Origin of the sequence: Actinoallomurus oryzae, from assembly GCF_039541955.1 — a bacterium.
Taxonomy (GTDB): domain Bacteria; phylum Actinomycetota; class Actinomycetes; order Streptosporangiales; family Streptosporangiaceae; genus Actinoallomurus; species Actinoallomurus oryzae.
Window position 1 is genome coordinate 39,357 of the sequence record NZ_BAABHF010000013.1, and the last position, 21,101, is coordinate 60,457.

A 21,101-nucleotide genomic window follows, 5' to 3' on the forward strand; every position below is an offset into this window, starting at 1 on the left:
GGAACACGAGGGCCGCCTCGCGGCGGGCGTGCCCCTGGGCCCCCACCCGGAACGACCGCCGTCCGCCGGCCAAGAACCATATCGCCAGGGCCGGGTGCCGGGGCCTGCGACGCGGCCGACCGCGGGTCGCGGTGTCTTTTGTATCGACTCTACCCGGGTGATTCCCGTTAGAGCAGGTCAGAGCTGTTCTTTGCGAGCTCTTCACGTCCTCGCGCCCGCATCCGGCACCGGCCGGTCCGGGCCTTCGGCGCCGTCATCGGCGGGCTCCACGGGGATGCCGACGAGGATGGAGGTGCCGCTGCCGGGCGGGCTGATGATCTCGATGCTCCCGCCGAGCGCCTCGACCCGGTCCTTCAGGCCGACGAGACCGGAACCGCGGGTGAGGTCGGCCCCTCCGCAGCCGTCGTCGTGGACCGACAGCCGTACGGTCCGGTTCTCCAGGATCAGGTCGACCCGTACCTCCGAGGCCCGCGCGTGTTTGGCGACGTTCGTCAGCGCCTCGGCGACCGTGTAGTAGACGGCGACCTCGACGCGTTCGGGCAGGCGTCCCGTGAAACCCGTGTTGAGCCGCACGCCGACGGGCGAGCGCCGGGACAGGGAGCGCAGCGCGGGGCCGAGGCCGCTGCGGCCGAGGATCGGCGGGACGATGCCGCGCGAGACCTCCTGGAGGTCGTCCAGGACACCGGACAGATCGTCCACGAGGCCGGACAACTGCTCTCTGAGCCGTTCCTGGCCGGGAGCGACGGCGGTCTCGAGCGTGCGGAGCCTGAGCGCGACGGTGACGAGCCGCTGCTGGGCCCCGTCGTGCAGGTCGCGCTCGATGCGGCGACGGCTCTCGTCGGCGGCGGCGACCACCCGGGCCCGCGACGCGAGGAGGTCGCTGCGGCCCTGGGCGCTCACGATCGCGGTACCGACGAGTTCGGTGAAGTCCCGCATGCGCGCCTCGGCCATCCCCGGCGGCGGCTCCTCATCCAGCGAGAGGATGAGCATCGCGCCCCAGACGCGCCCCTCGACCTTCACCGGGCAGCCCACCACACAGCGGATCCCCGCCTGGTGCGTCCAGACGCCGATCGCGCTGGTGGCGCGCTCGTAGTTCTTCATCCGCGCGGGGCGTTCAGTGCCGCGCGTCTCGGCCGTGACGGTGCCCTCCTCGATCGGCCAGCGCCCGCCCAGGGGCGGCATGACCTCGGGCACGCGCGGGTCGCTCCAGTGGCCGACCACCAGCGCCGTCTCGTCGGACTCGAACCGGATGATCACCGTGTAGTCCACCTTCAGGACACGCCCGACCTCGGTCGCGACGGCGGCGAACACCTGAGCCGGTGAGACCCCGCACGCGACGAGCGTCGCGACGCGCCGCAACGCGCGCTGCTCGTCGGCCAGGGCACCGGCGAGGTCGGCGGCGTGCCGGATCGGGCGGATGACCGCCCTGGGGAGGAAGGCGACGAAGAAGACGAGCAGCAGCGCCGCCGCCGCGCCGACCGACGCGAGGATCGCGGTCCGGTGTGCCGCGTCGGCGGCGTGCCGCGCGGAGGCGGCGGCCACGTTCCCCTGGGCGGCCTCGAAGCCCGCGCTCCGCTCCCGCAGCGACACGAGCTGCGGCAGCCCCCGGCCGTCGCTCGCCAGGGTCCGCGCCCCGGCGCCGCCCCGGCGGGCGGCGTTCACCAGCGGGGTGAGCTGATCGCGCAGGTAGGCGTTCTCGGCCCGGACGAACTCCCCGGCCCGGCGGGCCTCGTCGGGGCCGCTCCCGGCGGTGAGACGCGCGAAGCGCGCCTCCTCTCCGGAGAAGGCGGCCCGGTCGGCGTCGTAGGCGTGGCGAAAGCCGGGTGCGCCGGTGAGCGCCAGGGCGCGCGTGTCCTCATCGAGGGAGAGCATGAGCCGTTCGAGCCGGTCGGCGGAGGTGAGCACCGCCGCGGACCGCCGGGCCGCCGCGTCGGCGCCCCGCAGGTCGGTCACCGCCGCGAACAGGAGCGCGAACGCGCAGATCATCGGCAGCACCATGGCACCGCCGATGAGGATCGGCGCAGAGATCGGCCTCGTGCGCCGCGCGACGCTCCACCGTGGGCCCGGTGCCGGCACCCTCACGCTATTCCTCCTGGTCAGAACGGCAGGCGATCACAGGTGGCCACCGGCGACGAAGCGGCCAACGCCGCCATGTTGCGTGAAGAACGGCGTTCCCGTATCGGCCGGTCGGGCAGGGTTCTACGACAGCGGCCCAGGTTCCTACGGCCGGCGCACGACCTGCTGATATGGCACCGGGCAGGATTCAGCTTCCGGAAAAATCGTGCGCAAACACCTCTAAGTTAGAGGTACTTTTCCTACCGGTCTCCCCCTGCCATCTCCCGCGGAGACGGTGACCGCTCGCCCGGATTCCCCTGGCCGACAGGAAGAGTTGCGTGTGCTGATCCGACTTCTGCGCGCCTATCTGCGCCCGTATCGAAAGCCGCTGGCCCTCGTCGTGGCGTTTCAGCTGGTGCAGACCCTGGCGACCCTCTACCTGCCGAGTCTGAACGCCGACATCATCGACGACGGCGTGGTCAAGGGCGACACCGGCTACATCATGCGGACCGGCGGCATCATGCTCGCCGTCGCCCTCGTACAGATCGTCTGCTCGTCGAGCGCGGTCTACTTCGGCGCCCGCACGGCGATGGCGCTCGGCCGTGACGTACGGGCGGGGATCTTCAACCGCGTGCAGGAGTTCTCCGCGCGCGAGGTGGCCCGGTTCGGCACGCCGTCCCTGATCACCCGGACCACCAACGACGTGCAGCAGGTCCAGATGCTGGCCCTGATGACGTTCACGATCATGGTGTCGGCGCCGATCATGGGTATCGGCGGCATCGTGCTGGCGCTTTACCAGGACGTCGAGCTGTCATCGCTGCTGCTGGTCAGCGTGCCGGTGCTCGGCGTAGTGATCGCCCTGATCATCACCCGGATGCGCCGGCTGTTCCGGCTGATGCAGGAGCGCATCGACACGATCAACCGGGTCCTCCGCGAGCAGATCAGCGGGGTCCGGGTGATCCGGGCGTTCGTGCGGGACCGGCCCGAGCAGGAGCGGTTCGCCACCTCCAACGCCGAACTGCTGGAGGTCTCGCTCGGCACCGGGCGGCTGATGGCCTTCATGTTCCCGACGGTGATGCTCGTGGTCAACGTCTCCAGCGTGGCCGTGCTGTGGTTCGGCGGCCACCTGATCAACGACGGCTCGATGGAGATCGGCGCGCTCACCGCGTTCCTGAGCTACCTCATGCAGATCATGATGTCGGTGATGATGGCCACCTTCATGTTCATGATGGTGCCGCGCGCCGAGGTCTGCGCCGAGCGCATCCAGGAGGTGCTCGAGACCGAGCCCAGCGTGGTCGCGCCGGACGAGCCGGTCCGTACGCTCGCCGTGCACGGCCATCTCGAACTGCGGGACGCCGGGTTCCGCTACCCCGGCGCCGAGGAGCCCGTGCTGAGCGGGATCGACCTGGTCGCGCGGCCGGGCGAGATCACCGCGATCATCGGGTCGACGGGCAGCGGCAAGACCACGCTGCTCAACCTGATCCCCCGGCTCATGGACGTCACCGCCGGCAAGGTGCTCGTCGACGGCGTCGACGTGCGCCTGCTCGACCCGGACGTCCTGTCGGAGGCGGTCGCGATCGTGCCGCAGAAGCCGTACCTGTTCTCCGGGACGGTCGCCTCCAACCTCCGGTACGGCAAGCCCGACGCGACCGACGAGGACCTGTGGCGCGCCCTGGAGATCGCGCAGGGCCGCGACTTCGTCGAGCGCATGGACGGCGGCCTGGACGCCAAGATCGACCAGGGCGGCACGAACGTCTCCGGCGGCCAGCGGCAGCGCCTGGCCATCGCCCGCGCCCTCGTGCGCCGGCCCGAGATCTACCTGTTCGACGACTCCTTCTCCGCGCTGGACTACGCCACCGACGCGGCGCTGCGGGCGGCGCTCGCGACCGAGACCGCCGAGGCGACCGTCGTCATCGTCGCCCAGCGCGTCTCGACCATCCGGCACGCCGACCGCATCATCGTCCTCGACGAGGGCCGCGTCGTCGGCACGGGCACCCACCACGAACTGATGGACACCAACGAGACCTATCGGGAGATCGTCCTCTCCCAGCTCACCGAGCAGGAGGCCGCATGAGCTCCCCCTCTTCCGGTGAACGGCCCGTTCCGGGCCGCGGTCCCGGACCGGCGCCCGGGACGGCCCGCGGCCCGGCCAGGTTCATGGCCGGTCAGTCGGTCGAGAAGTCCCTGGACTTCGCCGGATCGAGCCGGCGCCTGCTGCGCATGCTGCGGCCCGAGCGGCCGCTGATCGTCGCCACGCTGCTGCTGGCCGTCGCCAGCGTCACCACCAGCGTGATCGGCCCGCGCATCCTCGGCCGGGCCACCGACCTGATCTTCGCCGGGGTGGTCGGCCGCCAGGCGCCGGCCGGGGTCACCAAGGCACAGATGGTCGCGAGTCTGCGTGCGAGCGGCCACGGCACCCTCGCCGACATGCTCAACTCGATGGACTTCGTCCCGGGCCACGGCATCGACTTCGGCAAGGTCGGCACGGTGCTACTGACCGTGCTGGCCCTCTTCGTGGTCGCCGCGGTGTTCGGGCTGCTGCAGGGCCGGCTCACCACGACGATCGTGCAGCGGTCGATGTACCGGCTGCGCCAGGAGACCGAGACCAAGCTGGCCCGGCTGCCGCTGGGCTACTTCGACCGGCAGCCGCACGGCGAGGTGCTCAGCCGGGTCACCAACGACATCGACAACCTCCAGCAGACGCTGCAACAGACGCTCAGCCAGATCCTGACCTCGCTGCTCACCATCGTCGGCGTGCTGGTCATGATGATCGTCATCTCACCGCTGCTGGCGCTGATCGCGCTCGTGACCGTGCCGGTGTCGGTGTTCGTGGCGGCCCGCATCGGCAAGAAGGCCCAGCCGCAGTTCGTCAAGCAGTGGGCGACGACCGGCCGGCTCAACGGGCACATCGAGGAGATGTTCACCGGGCACGCGCTGGTCAAGGTCTTCGGACGGCAGAAGGAGTCGCGAGAGACCTTCGAGCGGCACAACGACACCCTGTACGCCGCCAGCTTCCGCGCCCAGTTCATCTCCGGCATGATCCAGCCGGCGATGATGTTCATCGGCAACCTCAACTACGTGCTCGTCGCCGTCGTCGGCGGGCTGCGGGTGGCCTCGGGGTCACTGTCGCTGGGCGAGGTGCAGGCGTTCATCCAGTACTCCCGGCAGTTCACCCAGCCGATCACGCAGGTCGCCAGCATGGCGAACCTCCTCCAGTCGGGGGTGGCCTCGGCCGAACGCGTGTTCGCGCTGCTGGACGCCGACGAGCAGGCGCCGGACCCGGAGACGCCGGTACGGCCGCAGGACGTCCGCGGTCGGGTCGCGTTCGAGCACGTCTCGTTCAGCTACGACCCGGACATCCCGCTGATCGAGGACCTGTCGCTGACGGTCGAGCCGGGGCAGACCGTCGCGATCGTCGGCCCGACCGGTGCCGGCAAGACCACACTGGTGAACCTCCTGATGCGCTTCTACGAGGTCACCGGCGGCCGGATCACCCTCGACGACGTCGACGTCGCCGAGATGACCCGCGAGGACCTGCGCGCCCGTACGGGCATGGTGTTGCAGGACGCCTGGCTGTTCGGCGGCACCATCGCGGAGAACATCGCGTACGGGGCGGCGGACGCGACCCACGAGCAGATCGTCGAGGCGGCCCGCGCCACGCACGTCGACCGGTTCGTCCGTACGCTGCCGGACGGCTACGACACGGTCATCGACGACGAGGGGTCCAACGTCAGCACGGGTGAGAAGCAGCTGATCACCATCGCCCGCGCGTTCCTCGCCCGGCCGTCGATCCTCATCCTGGACGAGGCGACCAGCTCGGTCGACACGCGTACCGAGGTCCTCATCCAGCGCGCGATGAACTCCCTGCGCGAGGGTCGCACCAGCTTCGTCATCGCCCACCGGCTGTCCACGATCCGCGACGCGGACCTGATCCTCGTCATGGAGTCGGGCAGCATCGTCGAGCAGGGCACCCACGACGAGTTGCTCAAGGCGGAAGGTGCCTACGCGCGCCTGTACACGGCGCAGTTCGCCCAGGCCGTCGCCGAGGTGGACTGAGCCGGCCGCGGGTTCGGGTGCTACGGCTCGAGAGGGGGGAACGCCCTGGCCGCCTCCGAGGCGGACGCGAGGCGGGGGCCCAGGTCGTGGGCCAGCGTGGTGGCCAGCAGCCGGAAGGCCCGTACCTGCGGGCGGATGTCGTCCCTCCGGCTGGCCAGCACGCTCTGCGCCCAGGGCGCGTCGACCACCGGGACGAACCTGATGCCGGGCCAGCGGTAGAGACGGGAGAAGGAGTGCAGCGCGGCCCCGGTCCCCCGCCCGGCGGAGACGCTGGTGAGCACGTCCTGGATGGTCGCCGCCTCGTCGATGCCTCGGCGCGGCGGAACGCCGTTTCGCGCCGAGGCGAAGTACAGGTAGTCGGTGAAGACCCGGGGCACGCCCTGGGGCAGGCTGACGAAGGCCAGGTCGAGCACGTCGCTCAGGCGTAGGGCGTCCGCGTCGCCTCCCGGGCCGGACGAGGGCACGATCAGCACGCGGGGCTCGGTGGTGAGCACGTCCACGGTGAGGCGCTCGTCGTCCGGCCGCGGGCGGACGAACGCCAGGTCGACCTTGTGCTCGGTCAGTGCGGTGGTGTGCTCGGCGAAGCTGAGGTTCTCGACCGTCAGCGGGATGTTCGGGTGGGTCCTGCGGAAGGCCCGCAGGATCACCGGCGTCAGCTCGGCCGAGCCGGGCGCCATTACGCCGATGCGCAGCGGCACATCGTCGTCCGTGCGCAGGTCCGCGACGGCGTCGGTGGCGGCGTTCGCCGCGGCGAGCATCGTACGGGCGTGGGGCACGAGCCGCTCGCCCGCCGGTGTCAGCGCGATCGGTGAACGCTCGAGCAGTTGCACGCCCAACTCGCGTTCGAGCCGCTGGATGTGGCCCGTCACCGCGGGCGGCGACAGGAACAGCCGGGCGGCGGCGCGGGCGAACTGCCCCTCCTCGACGACCGCCAGGAACGACGCCAGTTGCCGTAGTTCCACGGTTTCACGGTACGTGACCGACCGTCCGGTATCGGCCCGCGATTCAACTTTCGTGAACTTCGTCCCCTTCCCTGGATCTGCCGGGTTATACCTGAACCGTGACCACGAACGCGTCCCCCCGGCACCGGACCCTCTGGGCGTCCGGATACGCCTCATGCGTTCGGCGTCCGCGCGGCGGGTTCTCCCCCGCCCGCCGCGAGCACGCTCACCGCCGTCATCACCTGGCCCTGGTCATCTCCCCAACCGGCGCCTGCGCCCCCACGCTCGCCGGCCAGGGTCTTCCGCCGCACGTGGTGGCGGCGGTGAGCACTTCCTCCCCTCGACGGGCCGCGTCCCCGCGATAGGCCGCATCTCCCCCGATAGGCCGCGTTCCCGGCATAGATGGATGTCTCGGAATCGACCTCCCACTTTGGGTGACGATCCGGTTACCGAGGGAGAAGAAGGTTAGCGCTCGCGGGCGATTGAAGCAGCGAAGGCGTGTCACCACCATGAAGCTGCGCTTTCACCTGCACATCGGACGTACCGGAAGGACCGATCACATGGCGAGCGAGTTCCAGCGGAAGAAGATCGCCGGGGTGTTCGAGGCGATGGACGCCGACGGCGACGGCTTACTCCGGGAGGCCGACTTCGCGGCCCTGACCGCCCGCTGGATCGCCATCCGGGGCACGAACGGCAGCATCCGGCTGACCTCGATCATGATGGGCTGGTGGGACACGCTGCTGGCCGCCTCCGACGCCGACCGGGACGGCAAGGTCACCCTCGACGAGGTGCTGCTGGTCGTCGACCGGCTCGGGGGCATGCCCGGCGCGATCACCGACACCGCGGAGGTGATGTTCGAGGCCGTCGACGAGGACGCCGACGGACGCATCTCCGCCAAGGAGTACAACCGGCTGATCGAGGCGTGGAACGGCCGTCCGACCGACACCGACGCGGTCTTCCACCTGCTCGACCTCGACGGCGACGGCCACCTCTCGCACGAGGAGTTCGTCCGGCTGTGGACCGAGTTCTGGGCCGGCGACGACCCGGCGGCACCCGGCACCTGGCTGTTCGGGCGCTTCGAACTCCCGGTGAGCTGAGCCGCGCGCCTCGCGAGCGTCCCGTCAGTGCAGGACCCAGCCTCCGTCCACACAGACGGTCTGGCCCGTCATGAAGGCACTGTCGGGGCCGGCGAGGAAGCTCACCACGTTCGCGATGTCCTCGGCCAGGCCCCGGCGCTGGAGGGCCTGGCGGGACAGGGCCTCGCGCTCCATGGCCTCCTGGTCCGGGTAGGCCTCCAGCTCCTCCTCGGTCCGGATCGCGCCCGGCATCACGGAGTTGACCCGTACGCCCGCCGGCCCGAGCGCGCGGGCCATCGAGCGGGTGAAGCCCAGCAGGCCCGCCTTCGTGGTGGCGTACGGGACCGAGTCCGCCGCGCCCACCCGGGCCAGGACGCTGCTGACGGTGATGATCGCGCCGCCTTCGGCCGGCGGTTCGCCGAAGGCGCGCCGCGCGCACAGCCACGCGCCGGTGAGGTTGACCCCGAGGATCCGGTCCCAGTCGGCCTCGGTGAGGTCGGTCCACTCCGTACGCCGGGTCACCGCGGCGTTCGTCACCAGCACACCGACCCGGCCCAGTTCTTCCTCACAGCGGCCGAACATCGCCTCCACCGCGCCGGCCTCGCCGATGTCCGCGACGTACACCGCGGCCCGGCCGCCCTCGTCGCGGATCCCGGCCGCGACCCGATCGGCCATGGCGACCATGCGTTCCTCCGGATGGCTGTTGATCGCCACCGCCATCCCGTCCCGCGCGAGCCGCCGCGCGGTCGCCGCCCCGATGCCCCTCGACGCACCCGTCACCAACGCCACCCGCTCCGGCATCCGCCACGCCCCTCTCGGTCCGCGAAAAAGTCGTGGGCAGCGTACGACAGCCCGTCTAACATCGGCTTTTTGCAGATATTTGTTCTTCTATTGCGCTGGCTTGTCGGTAAATCTAGTCTCTGTGATGCGTCCCACATGCCTGCCCCAGGCACGTGCCCCCTCCAGAGCGCCGGTCGCGCGCGGCCGGTGCCGTCGCAGACGAGAGGCGCAATGAGACCTCACCGCACACGCCTGCGGCTGATCGCCGCCACCGCCGTGATCAGCCTGCTCACCGCCCTGGGCCTGGCGAGCCCCGCCGCAGCGTCCACCGTCCGGACCTCCGCCGACACCAACCTCGCCGCCGGACGGCCGATCACGGCCTCCTCGCACGTGTACGACTACGTCGAGACGAACGCCGACGACGGCAACGTCGGCACGTACTGGGAGAGCGCCCCGGGCGCGTACCCGGCCACCCTGAGCGTCGACCTCGGCGCGAAGGCCGTGATCAGCTCCGTCGTCATCAAGCTCAACCCCGACCCGATCTGGGCCGCCCGTACGCAGACCGTCGCGGTGCTCGGCCGGGCGACGCACTCCGGCGGTTACACCACCCTCGTCGGCGCCAAGAGCTACTCCTTCGACCCGAACAACGGGGCGAACACCGTGACGATCCCCGTCTCCGCCACGGTCGCCGACGTCCAGCTCACGTTCACGAGCAACTCGGGCGCGCCCGGCGGGCAGGTCGGCGAGCTGCAGGTCATGGGGTCCCCGGCCCCGGCCCCCGACCTGACCATCGGCGACATGTCGTGGAGCCCGGCCTCGCCGGTGGAGACCGACACCGTCACCCTCAAGGCCACGGTGAAGAACACCGGCACGGCCGCGTCCGACGCGACGGACGTCGGCTTCTACCTGTCCGGCCAGAAGGTCGGCACCGCGTCGGTCGGCGCGATCGCCGCGGGCGCCTCGACGTCGGTGTCCGCCTCGATCGGGACACGGAGCGCCGGGACGTACCAGCTCGCCGGCAAGGTCGACGAGGCCGACGGCGTCCTGGAGCTGAATGAGAACAACAACGCCTACACGGACCCGGCGTCCCTGGTCGTCTCGCCCGTCGCGAGTTCCGACCTGGTCGCCTCGGCGGTGAGCTGGACCCCGGGCAACCCGGCGAGCGGCAACAACGTGTCGTTCAGCGTCACGGTCAGGAACCAGGGCACGGTCGCCTCGGGCTCCGGTTCGCACGGCATCACGCTCTCGCTGCTCGACGCGGACGACTCCGTCGTCAAGACGTTCACCGGCTCGGTCAGCGGCACGATCGCCGCGGGCGCCACCGCCGCACCGGTCACCCTCGGCTCGTGGACGGCCGCGAACGGCAGGTACACCGTCAAGACCGTTCTCGCCGACGACCCGAACGAGCTGCCGGTCAAGCGGGCCAACAACACGAGCACGACGCCGTTCTTCGTCGGCCGCGGCGCGAACATGCCCTACGACGCCTACGAGGCCGAGGACGGCGTCCTGGCCGGGGGCGCGACGATCGTCGGCCCGAACCGTACGATCGGCGACCTCGCCGGTGAGGCCTCCGGCCGGCGCGCGGTCAAGCTGGCGAGCACGGGCGCGAGCGTGGAGTTCACCACCAAGGCGAGCACCAACACGCTCGTGACGCGGTTCGCCATGCCGGACGCCTCCGGCGGCGGCGGGATCAACGCGACGCTGGACGTCTACGTCAACGGGACGTTCCTCAAGGCGATCGACCTGACCTCGCACTTCGCCTGGCTGTACGGCGACGAGACCAACCCGAACAACGCGCCGAGCTCGACGCCCCGGCACATCTACGACGAGGCGCACGTGATGCTCGGCACCACGGTCCCGGCCGGCAGCAGGATCCGGCTGCAGAAGGACGCGTCCAACACGGCCGCGTACTACTCGATCGACTTCGTCGACACCGAGCAGGTCTCCCCGATCGCCAACCCCGACCCGAGCAGGTACGCGGTGCCCGCCGGATTCACCCAGCAGGACGTGCAGAACGCCCTGGACAAGGCCCGGCAGGACCCGAACCTCATCGGCGTCTACCTGCCCGCGGGCACGTACCAGACCTCGAGCAAGCTCCAGGTGTACGGCAAGGCGATCAAGATGGTCGGCGCGGGCCCCTGGTACACGCAGTTCCAGGCGCCGACCGGCCAGGAGAACACCGACATCGGCATCCGGGCCGATGCGTCGGCGAACGGCTCGACGTTCTCCGGGTTCGCCTACTTCGGCAACTACACCTCGCGCATCGACGGGCCGGGCAAGGTGTTCGACCTGCAGAACGTCGCGAACGACACGATCGACAACATCTGGGTCGAGCACATGGTCTGCATGTACTGGGGCAACAACACCGACCACATGACGATCACCAACGACCGGATCCGCGACACCTTCGCCGACGGCGTCAACATGACCAACGGCAGCTCGGACAACCTGGTGTCCAACGACGAGGCCCGTACGACCGGCGACGACAGCTTCGCGCTGTTCGCCGCGACCGACTCCGGCGGCACCGGCGAGAAGAACAACGTCTTCCAGAACCTCACGGCGATCCTGCCGTGGCGCGCGGCGGGCGTCGCCGTGTACGGCGGTCAGGACAACACCGTCAAGAACGTCTACATCGCCGACACGCTGACCTACTCCGGCATCACGATCAGCTCGCTGGACTTCGGCTACCCGATGGAGGACTTCGGGCCGGACCCGACGACGTTCGGCAACATCTCGATCGTCCGGGCCGGCGGCCACTTCTGGGGCGCGCAGACCTTCCCGGGCATCTGGATGTTCTCGGCCTCGAAGCAGTTCCGCGCGATCCGGGTCAACGACGTCGACATCGTCGACCCGACGTACTCGGGGATCATGTTCCAGACCGACTACAGCGGCGGCCGGGCGCTGAACCCGGTCACCGACACGGTCCTGACCAACGTCACCATCACCGGCGCGCACAAGAGCGGCGACGCGTACGACGCCAAGTCCGGCTTCGGCATCTGGGCGAACGAGCTGCCCGAGGCGGGCCAGGGCCCGGCGGTCGGCTCGGCCACCTTCAACAACCTCAAGCTGAGCGACAACGCCGTCGACATTCGCAACACGACGTCGACCTTCACGATCAACGTCCAGTAAGGAGAGGCGGACGGCCCCGGCACCTTTCGAGGCGCCGGGGCCGTGCGCTTGCCGACGATCGCTGTACCGATGAGGGACCGAGAGGCCCGCGTTCGCCGGACGCGGCGTGGAATGGTGGCCGTGCCGCCCCGGCCAGTGGAATGATCGCCAAGACACGCCACACCCGTTTTCGCGCTCGATGTCGCGATTCATAGGATGTGGTCAATCCGGCCCTTGACCTCGGAGGGGTTATGAGCATTGTCGGCACGCGCGTCGTGCGTACCGAGGATCCGCGCCTGCTCACCACCGGCGCGAGCTATCTCGAAGATCTCCGGCTGCCCGAGCTCCAGGGCGCTGCGTACGCCACGTTCGTGCGAAGTCCGATGGCCCACGCGCGGATCACCGGCATCGACGTCTCCGCGGCACTCGACGAACCCGGTGTGGTCGCCGTGCTGACCGCGGACGACCTCGACGACCTCCCGGAGCCCTCGGCCGGCGCGGAACCCCTGCTCGCCAAGGACGTCGTGCGCTTCGTCGGCGAGCCGGTCGCGATCGTCCTCACCGAGGAGCACTACCAGGGTGAGGACGTCGCCGAGCTGGTCAGCGTCGACTACGACGAACTGCCCGCCGTCGTCGGCATCCCGCAGGCCCTCACCGACGAGACGCTGCTCTTTCCCGACAAGGGCACGAACGTCCTCGCCAAGGGCGGCGCGAAGGAGTTCGACGACGAGGCCTTCGCCGGCTGCGAGGTCGTCGTCGAGCGCACGATCGTCAACCAGCGCGTGGCCGCGGCCCCGCTGGAGGTCCGGGCGGCCGCCGCGCGGTGGGCCGACGACCGGCTGACGCTCTGGTCCAGCACGCAGAACGTCCACGGGGTCCGCGACGAGCTGACCGGGCGGCTCGGCCTCGGCAAGGAGGCGGTCCGGGTCATCGCGCCGGACGTCGGCGGCGGCTTCGGCGCCAAGATCGGCGCCGACCGGGAGACGGTCGTGGTCGGCTGGGCCGCGCGCCGCACCGGCCGGCCGGTGCGCTGGGTCGAGACGCGCAACGAGAACCTCATGGCCATGTCGCACGGCCGCGGGCAGCTGCAGACCATCACGATCGGCGGCGGTCGCGACGGCCGCGTCCAGGCCTACCGGCTCGACATCGTCCAGGACTGCGGCGCGTACGTCCGCATGGGCGGCATGCTGCCGTTCCTGACGATGCTCATGGCCACCGGCGTGTACGACCTGCCGCGCGTCGAGACGGCCTTCCGCAGCGTCGTGACCAACACGACGCCGATCGGCGCCTACCGCGGCGCGGGCCGTCCGGAGGCCACCGCCGCGATCGAGCGGGCGATGGACCTGTTCGCCGCCGAGATCGGCATGGACCCCGCCGAGGTCCGCCGGCGCAACTTCGTCGCACCCGACAAGTTCCCCTATCAGACGCCGACCGGGGCGACCTACGACACCGGCGAGTACGCCAAGGCGCTGGACACCGTGCTGGAGGCCGCCGGCTACGACGAACTGCGCGCCGAGCAGCGGCGCCGCCGTGAGCGCGACGACCCGATCCAGCTCGGCATCGGCGTCTCGGCCTACGTGGAGATCACCGGAGGCGGCCCGGAGGCGGGCGAGACCGCCCGGGTCTCGGTGCACCCCGACGGCACGGTCACCGTCTGGACCGGCAGCTCGCCGCACGGGCAGGGCCACGCGACCGCCTGGGCGATGCTCGTCCAGGACGAGCTCGGCATCCCGATGGACCGCATCACCGTGCGGCACGGCGACACCGACGTGCTGACCGAGGGCGTCGGCACCTTCGGCTCCCGGTCCCTCCAGCTCGGCGGCACCGCCGTGCACAACGCGGCCGTGGAGATCAAGGAGCGGGCGCGCGAGCTGGCCGCCGAGGAGATGGAGGCCGACCCGGCCGACCTCGTACTGGACCTGGAGAGCGGCACGTGGACGGTACGCGGCGTGCCGGGCCGGGGAGTGCCCTGGGCGCAGCTCGCCGAGCGCGCCGGGCCGGACGGGCTGTCCGCCGACACGACGTTCGCCACGGACCAGTCGACGTTCCCGTTCGGCGCGCACGTCGCGGTCGTCGAGGTCGACATGGAGACCGGCCGGCCACGGCTCGTACGGCACGTGACCGTCGACGACGCCGGACCGGTGGTCAACCCGATCCTCGCCGAGGGCCAGCGCCACGGGGGCATCGCCCAGGGCGCCGCGCAGGCCCTGTTCGAGGAGGTCGCCTACGACGAGTACGGCAACCCGGTGACCGCCACGCTGCTCGACTACACCTTCATCAGCGCCGCCGAGCTGCCGAGCTTCGAACTGGTGCCGATGGAGACGCCCACGACGGTGAACCCACTGGGCGTGAAGGGCATCGGCGAGGCCGGGACCATCGGCTCCACGCCCGCCGTGCAGAGTGCCGTCGTGGACGCGCTCGGCCATCTCGGGATACGGCACATCGACATGCCGGCATCACCCGAACGCGTCTGGACCGCGATCAACGAAGCGAGGACCGCCCAGTGAACGTGACGATCACTGTCAACGGCGAGAAGACCAGCCACGAGGTGGAGGACCGCACGCTGCTGGTCCACCACCTGCGGGACGTGGTCGGCCTCACCGCGACCAACGTCGGCTGCGACACCAGCACCTGCGGTGCGTGCACCGTGCTGGTCAACGGCGAGTCGGTCAAGTCGTGCACCGTGCTCGCGGCGCAGGTCGACGGCGACGAGGTGCAGACGCTCGAGGGCCTGGGCGGCGACGAGGGCGAGATGGGCCCGGTGCAGCGCGCCTTCCGGGAGCACCACGCTCTGCAGTGCGGGTTCTGCACCCCCGGCATGGTGATGGCCGCGACGTCGCTGCTGCGCGAGAACCCGCACCCGAGCGAGGACGAGGTGCGGGCGGCCCTGAAGGGCAACCTGTGCCGGTGCACCGGCTACCACAACATCGTCCGGGCGATCATGTCGGCCGCCGAGAGCACGGAGGGTGCGCGATGATCCCCCCGAAGTTCGACTACCGGCGCGCGGGTTCGGCGGAAGAGGCGGTGAGCCTCCTCGCCGAGTACGGCGACGAGGCCAAGATCCTGGCGGGCGGGCACTCGCTGCTGCCGCTGATGAAGCTGCGCCTCGCGCAGCCGGAGTACCTCATCGACATCGGCCGCGTCCACGAGCTGTCCTACATCCGCGGCGAGGCCGACCACATCGCGGTCGGCGCGCTCACCCGCTACCACGACCTGGAGCACTCCGAGCTGCTCGCGGCGGAGCTGCCGCTGCTCGCGCACGCCTCGGGCAAGGTCGGTGACCCGCAGGTACGGCACCGCGGCACCATCGGCGGCTCGCTCGCGCACGGCGAGTCCGCCTCGGACGTGCCCGCCGTCGTCCTGGCGCTGGACGGCACGCTGGTCGCCTCGGGCCCGTCGGGCGTACGGGAGATCCCGGCGAGCGAGTTCTTCCTGGGCCCGTTCGAGACGGTCCTGGAGCCCGACGAGCTGCTCACCGAGATCCGCCTGCCCCGCCCGGCCTCACCCGGCTGGTCGTTCCAGAAGCTGACGAGCCGGGCCATCGACTGGGCCATCGTGGCGGTGGCGGTCCAGGGATCGTCGGTCGGGCTGGTCAACATGGGGTCGACGCCGCTGCGGGCGACCGCGACGGAGCGGGCGCTGGCCGAGGGCGCCTCGATCGCGGACGCTGCGGCCCAGGCGGCCGAGGGCACCTCGCCGTTCGCCGACCGCAACGCGAGCCCGGACTACCGCAAGCACCTGGCCCGCGTTCTGACCCGCCGTGGCCTGGAGGAGGCGGCCGGGCGCGCGAGCTGATCAGAGCCAGCCGCGGCGCTTGAACAGCAGGTAGGCCACGATCGAGGCGGCCAGCATCAGGACCAGGGCGAACGGATAGCCGCCCACCCAGTGCCGCTCCGGCATGTGGTCGAAGTTCATGCCGTACACCGTGCCGACGAACGTGGGAGCGAAGAAGACCGCCGCCCAGGCGGAGATCTTCTTCAGCTCCTCGTTCTGCGCGTAGCTCGCCTCGGTCAGGCGCTTGACCTCCTCGTTCTGCGCCTGGCCGATGAGCGTCGACTTGATCGTGAGCACGGTCCGGTAGAACTCGATGACGCCCTGGAGGTACTCCTGCTCGCTATCGGCCATGTCGCGCACGCGACCGAGCTGGTCGGCCGCGTCGGCCACCAGCGGGCGGCCGGCGGATGAGATCCTCGTGAGGGCCTTCATCCGCCCGTAGATCGCGGCTCCGAGCGCACCCATGGTCCGTACGGCGAGCAGGCCGTGCCGGGCGCGGAACAGCTCGGTGAGAAACTCCTCCGGGTCACCGACCTGCCCGCCCGTGACCCGCTGTTCGAGCCGCCAGACGTCCTTGGTGACCGTCTCGACGTACTCCTCCTGGCTGCGGATCACGGCCGAGACGATCGCGTGCGACAGCTCCCACGACGAGGAGGGGCGCAGCCGGCCCGCCCGGATCCGGCGCAGCACGGCGCCGGTCTCGCGCAACGCGGCCTCCGGGGGCACCGCCGGATTGACCGGGCCGTGTACGGTGACCAGGTAGTTCTTGCCGACGAACTGGTCGAGCTCGACGTAGTGCACGTGGCCGCGCTCGCCGCGTTCGGGCGTGTGCAGGACGACGAAGACGTGGTCGGGATAGGCGTGCATCTTGGGTACGCGGTTGCGCTCGACGCACTCACGCACCGCCATGGGGTGGAAGCCGAACACCTCCGACAGCGCGTGGGCGGCCTCCTCGTCGCATGCCGGGATGTCGACCCAGACCAGCCCCTCCTCGCCGCGGAGCAGCGCCGGCAGCTCCTCGGCGCGGCGATCCTCGGCCCCGTCCCCGGTGATCAGGCGAACGCGCATCCGGATCACGCTCCTTCGACCCCGCCGTCCCATGCCCGATCATGCCAAGCACGTTTCGGTACCGGTAGGACGGGTCGGCCCGGCGTGCGGTTCACCGCTCCAGTTCGGCCCGTACGCCCAGCAGGCGGACCGGCCGGTCCGGGGTGAAACCGTCGAGGGCGTCGAGCGCCGCGCGCTCGACCGCGTCCGTCTCGGCGGTCGGCGCGGGCGGCGTCCGGCCGTGCGTCCGGGTCGTGAACGGCGCGTACCGCACCTTGACCACGACCCGGACGGCCCGGCGCCCGTCGGCGGCGACCTCTTCGGCCACCCGCCGCGCGAGCCGCGCCACCTCCGCGCGTACCTCGGCCCAGTCGTCGAGGTCGCGCTGGTAGGTGGTCTCCCGGCCACGCGAGTGCGCGACGTGCGGCGCGGCGCTCACCGGCGAGGAGTCCTCGCCCCGTGCGATCCGGACCAGCCACGGCCCGGTCGCCGGGCCGAACCGCGCGGCCAGCGCGTCCGGGTCGGTCTCGGCGAGCCCCCGCACGGTGCCGATGCCCAGCGCGGCGAGCCGCCGGGCGGTCTTGCGCCCGATCCCCCACAGCGCGTCGCACGGCCGGTCGCCGAGCACGTCGAGCCACGTCTCGCCGGTCAGCCGGAAGATCCCGCCGGGCTTGCCGAAGCCGGTGGCGACCTTCGCCTGGAGCTTGTTGCCCCCGATCCCGACGCTGCAGTCGAGGCCGGTCGCCGCGTGGACGCGGCGGCGGATCTCGCGGGCGTCCGCCTCCGGATCATCGGTGTCGACGGCCAGAAACGCCTCGTCCCAGCCGAGCACCTCGACGACCGCGCCGTACGCCCGCAGGACCGCCATCACCTCCGCGGACGCCGCCTCGTACACGGGCCGGTCGACCGGCAGGAACACCGCGCCGGGGCAGCGTCGCGCGGCCGTACGGAGGGGCAGTCCGGAGTGCACGCCGAACGTCCGCGCCTCGTAGGAGGCCGTGCTGACCACGCCGCGCTTGGCCGGGTCACCGTCGCCCCCGACGACGACCGGAAGGCCGCGCAGCTCCGGGCGGCGCAGCACCTCCACCGCGACCAGGAACTGGTCGAGGTCGACGTGCAACACCCACGGGGCCACACTCCATCTTCACCCGAGAGTGTCGACCTGCCACAGGCGCTCGGCGTTCCCCCGGCGGCCGGTGGCACCCGGCGCCGCCGGCGGCCTGTGCCGCCGGCGGGCCGGATCCGGCGTTCAGACGTGACGGTGACGGGCCGCGTCGGTGAAGACGTGACCGTCCTCGGGCAGGACGAAGTGCTGGTCCTCCAGGAGACGGACATCGTCGTCCACCTGCCGCCGGTAGTCGGAGTCGCTGTAGTAGAGCGTGCCGAGCTGGGCCGCGGTGAAGTCCCGGTGCGTCCCGTACAGGACACAGAAGGAGCTCAGCGGGTTGTCCAGGCTGGCCGGGGAGTTGATGCCGTCGTTGAGCCCGACCGGGACCTCGACGTCGGGCAGCCGGATGCCGCCCAGGGCGATGCCGTTCGCGTCGCGGGCGAGGTTCGCGGGCGGGCCGGGATCGATGATGGCGAGCGGCTGTGCCGTACGCGGTGCGACGTCGTCGCGCACCCACCGGTCGAGTGCGTCGTACGCCGCGTGGAAGACCGTCCACGACTCGACCTGACTCGGCCCCGGGTTCGTGCAGTCCGTCGGCGGCGCCGGCCCGAACTCCCGATCCTGGATGGCGCCCAGAGTCGTACGGAAGTCGCCCGCGTCGGTGCCGGTCGCGTACGCCGGGACGTGCGAGGCACCGGCGATCTCCCAGGTCCGGAGGGTGGAGGTGTCGGGGACGGTCTGGCTCGGCACCCCCGAACCACGGTAGATGTCGTTCTCGGTGAAGACGCGCATCGCCTTGGTGCCGACACCGTCGCGCGGCGGCAACGAGCTGTCGGACAGGGCGAACAGGAAGCCGTCGTACACGTGCCGCAGCGGCTGCACGGTGTTGTAGTAGATGCCCAGATACCGTCCGGACTGCGAGGCGCCGCCCGCGTACACCTCGGAGATGCCCAGGTCGGCGAGCGGGTTCTGCCGTCCACGGCCCTTGGCCAGCTCGGCGATCTGCGTGAAGATGTCGAAGGACTGCGAGTCATCCAGCACGGTGCCGCCGGCCGTCACGTCGAGCGCGCCGTACCGCTTCGGACTCCACTGTCTGAGGCCGAGATTCGCGGTGGCTCCCGAGGTGGCGCCGTTCACCCCGACGTGCTGGACCGACGCGCCGATCCAGGTCCACCCGTGCCGGACGAAGTAGTCGCCGCTCGTCCCCCATTCGGTGTCGATGTCGTGGCCGGCGGTGACGTTCTGCCAGTCCACGACGGCGGTGCCGGCCGACTTCGACGGTCGCACCGGGCGCCGCACGACGATGCGTGTCGTGTACGGCGCCGTACCGATCGCGGTGGCCGGCTGTTTCTGCTCGTCGGCCGTCGGGTTGGGGTTGTAGCGGGTGGCGGTGCCGGAGATGAAGAACTCCTGCTCCTCATAGCCGGCCTTCTTCAGGTCGTACGGCGTCGAGTAGAAGACATAGTCGTGGGAGGGGTCGCCCGGCTTGGCGGCCGAGGGGACCGGACCAGTGATCTTCGCCGGGCCGGCACCGGGCGAGGTCGTCGGCGGCGTGCCCGCCGGCGCGTGTGGAACTCCGGCGGGAGCCGCCGAGGCGGTCGTGGGAGCGGCGGCGAGACCCGCGACGAGCGCCACGGCCATGGGGGCGATGAGGGTGCGTCTGCGCCGTCGGGTGCCTAGAGCGGCCATGCTCGTCCTTTCTCCAGCGTGAGAGCCGCCCCCGTGGCATGTCACATCGGTGATGCTTCCGGACCGGAAGACCAATTCTGGATCTGGATACTAGAATTCGATTCGAGAGACCTCAACCCCTCAGCCGAGACGGCCGGAGTCGGCCTCCCACGGCCCAGATGCCGGACCGCCGTGGTACGTGTGCCCGGCCCGTCAGACGGCATCGGCGATGGACGCCCGCACCGTCTCCACGCCGATGCCGGACGCGCCGCAGGTGACGACGGCGCGGCGGCCGGCGAGGTCCATGCCGTCCAGGACGTCACCGGCCGCCGACGACGACCGGGAGGCCGCGCGGCTCCGGGCGGCGCAGCACCTCCACCGCGACCAGAAACTGGTCGAGGTCGACGTGCAACACCCACGGGGCCGCACTCCGTCTTCACCCGAGAGTGTCGACACTGACCTGCCACAGGCGCTCGGCCGCCTCCGGGTCGAGGGCGTAGGCCGCGACGCCGTAGCGGGTGCCGGGCCGGTTGGGCCCGGCCTCCTCGCAGTCCTCGAAGTAGCGCCCGCTCACCCCGTCGAGCAGCGGGGAGGCCGCCACGAGCACGGACGTCGCGGCGCCCTGCTCAGGGGTCTTCCACTGCGAGGCGCCGCCGCCCGCCGCCGCGCGCAGCCGCTCGATCTCCTCGTCGCTGACGTGACGTTGCAGGTTGGTACGGATGCTGCCCGGCATCAGGGCGTTGACGGCGATGCCGTCGCCGGCCCAGCGCCGGGTAGCCTCCACCGCGAACAGGACGTTGGCCGTCTTGGACTGCCCGTACGCGGACCAGGGCTCGTACGCGCGCTCGCGGAAGTGGATGTCGTCGAAGACGACCGGCGACCGCAGGTGCGCGCTGGAGCTGACGGACACGACGCGTGCGCCTCCGGCGGCGGCGAGCGCCCCGTGCAGGCCGGTCACCAGAGTGAAGTGGCCGAGGTGGTTGGTGGCGAACTGCAGCTCCCAGCCCTCGGGCGTGCGCGTCTCCGGTGCGGCCATGACGGCGGCGTTGTTCACGAGCATGTGCAGCGGGCCCTCCCAGGCGGCGGTGAAGCGCCGCACCGAGGCCTGGTCGGCGAGGTCGAGGTCGGCGACCAGGACCTGCTTGTTGCCGGTGGTCGCGATGATGTCCTCGGCGGTGCGCTCTCCGGCGTCGCGGCGCCGGACCGCGAGCGTGACCTCGGCTCCGGCGCCGGCCAGCGCCCGCGCGGTCTCGATGCCGATGCCGGACGCGCCGCCGGTGACGACGGCGCGGCGGCCGGTGAGGTCCACGCCGTCCAGCACTTCGGCGGCCGTGGAGGCGAAGCCGAAGGGCGTGGTGATGCGTGTCGTCATGATCTTTCCGTCTCCCCGGGTCCTGCGATGCGGGGACCCGGCCGGTAGGATGTGAACCGGAGGAACCTCCGAATGACTCCGACTCTAAGCGGAGGACCCTCCATTTACAAATTCGC

Annotated in this window: 14 protein-coding genes; 7 read left to right on the top strand and 7 right to left on the bottom strand. The window is 71.1% G+C overall.

The annotated features are described in order from the left end of the window. Positions 1-201: 201 nt before the first annotated feature. On the bottom strand, positions 202-2,082 hold the full coding sequence (locus ABEA10_RS08585; protein ID WP_345459788.1) for a sensor histidine kinase: 1,881 nt from the start codon (positions 2,080-2,082) through the stop codon (positions 202-204). Between the two features lie 313 nt (positions 2,083-2,395). Between ABEA10_RS08585 and ABEA10_RS08590 the strand changes: the two genes are divergently transcribed. Together ABEA10_RS08590 and ABEA10_RS08595 are read left to right on the top strand one after the other, a co-directional pair. Then, positions 2,396-4,129 (top strand): ABC transporter ATP-binding protein, encoded by a 1,734-nt coding sequence (locus tag ABEA10_RS08590; RefSeq protein WP_345459791.1) that lies wholly within the window; start codon positions 2,396-2,398, stop codon positions 4,127-4,129. Continuing rightward, a complete protein-coding gene (locus tag ABEA10_RS08595) occupies positions 4,126-6,111 on the top strand; it encodes an ABC transporter ATP-binding protein (protein WP_345459794.1) in 1,986 nt (661 codons plus the stop codon). Before ABEA10_RS08590 ends, ABEA10_RS08595 begins: the two co-directional genes overlap by 4 nt. Before the next feature lie 20 nt (positions 6,112-6,131). Here the strand turns inward: ABEA10_RS08595 and ABEA10_RS08600 are convergent, their stop codons facing one another. Beyond that, complete coding sequence (locus tag ABEA10_RS08600) at positions 6,132-7,073, bottom strand: LysR family transcriptional regulator (RefSeq protein ID WP_345459797.1); 942 nt, start codon at positions 7,071-7,073, stop codon at positions 6,132-6,134. Between the two features lie 539 nt (positions 7,074-7,612). Between ABEA10_RS08600 and ABEA10_RS08605 the strand changes: the two genes are divergently transcribed. Continuing rightward, the gene (locus ABEA10_RS08605) at positions 7,613-8,149 is read left to right on the top strand and encodes an EF-hand domain-containing protein (RefSeq protein ID WP_345459800.1); all 537 of its coding nucleotides are present in this window, start codon (positions 7,613-7,615) and stop codon (positions 8,147-8,149) included. Positions 8,150-8,173: 24 nt separating this feature from the next. Here ABEA10_RS08605 and ABEA10_RS08610 read toward each other — a convergent pair whose 3' ends face one another. Further along, a complete protein-coding gene (locus ABEA10_RS08610; RefSeq protein ID WP_345459803.1) occupies positions 8,174-8,929 on the bottom strand; it encodes an SDR family NAD(P)-dependent oxidoreductase in 756 nt (251 codons plus the stop codon). A 210-nt stretch (positions 8,930-9,139) separates the two neighbouring features. Between ABEA10_RS08610 and ABEA10_RS08615 the strand changes: the two genes are divergently transcribed. The 4 genes from ABEA10_RS08615 to ABEA10_RS08630 all read left to right on the top strand — a co-directional run bounded on the left by ABEA10_RS08615 (position 9,140) and on the right by ABEA10_RS08630 (position 15,811). After that, positions 9,140-12,037, top strand: a complete 2,898-nt coding sequence (locus ABEA10_RS08615; RefSeq protein ID WP_345459806.1) for a CARDB domain-containing protein — start codon at positions 9,140-9,142, stop codon at positions 12,035-12,037. A 230-nt stretch (positions 12,038-12,267) separates the two neighbouring features. Continuing rightward, positions 12,268-14,523 (top strand): xanthine dehydrogenase family protein molybdopterin-binding subunit, encoded by a 2,256-nt coding sequence (locus tag ABEA10_RS08620; protein ID WP_345459809.1) that lies wholly within the window; start codon positions 12,268-12,270, stop codon positions 14,521-14,523. Further along, complete coding sequence (locus ABEA10_RS08625) at positions 14,520-14,993, top strand: (2Fe-2S)-binding protein (protein WP_345459812.1); 474 nt, start codon at positions 14,520-14,522, stop codon at positions 14,991-14,993. Before ABEA10_RS08620 ends, ABEA10_RS08625 begins: the two co-directional genes overlap by 4 nt. Next, positions 14,990-15,811, top strand: coding sequence for an FAD binding domain-containing protein (locus ABEA10_RS08630; RefSeq protein ID WP_329253754.1), 822 nt, complete (start codon positions 14,990-14,992; stop codon positions 15,809-15,811). Before ABEA10_RS08625 ends, ABEA10_RS08630 begins: the two co-directional genes overlap by 4 nt. Here the strand turns inward: ABEA10_RS08630 and ABEA10_RS08635 are convergent, their stop codons facing one another. From ABEA10_RS08635 to ABEA10_RS08650, 4 genes are all read right to left on the bottom strand, one after another. Next, positions 15,812-16,858 carry a magnesium transporter CorA family protein gene (locus ABEA10_RS08635; protein WP_345459817.1) on the bottom strand — a complete coding sequence of 349 codons (1,047 nt, stop codon included), beginning with the start codon at positions 16,856-16,858 and terminating at the stop codon, positions 15,812-15,814. A 91-nt stretch (positions 16,859-16,949) separates the two neighbouring features. Further along, positions 16,950-17,960 carry a DNA polymerase IV gene (locus ABEA10_RS08640; protein ID WP_345459820.1) on the bottom strand — a complete coding sequence of 337 codons (1,011 nt, stop codon included), beginning with the start codon at positions 17,958-17,960 and terminating at the stop codon, positions 16,950-16,952. A 126-nt stretch (positions 17,961-18,086) separates the two neighbouring features. After that, complete coding sequence (locus ABEA10_RS08645; RefSeq protein WP_345459823.1) at positions 18,087-19,634, bottom strand: alpha/beta hydrolase domain-containing protein; 1,548 nt, start codon at positions 19,632-19,634, stop codon at positions 18,087-18,089. Between the two features lie 415 nt (positions 19,635-20,049). Beyond that, positions 20,050-20,985 carry an SDR family NAD(P)-dependent oxidoreductase gene (locus ABEA10_RS08650; protein WP_345459826.1) on the bottom strand — a complete coding sequence of 312 codons (936 nt, stop codon included), beginning with the start codon at positions 20,983-20,985 and terminating at the stop codon, positions 20,050-20,052. Between the last annotated feature and the right edge of the window lie 116 nt (positions 20,986-21,101).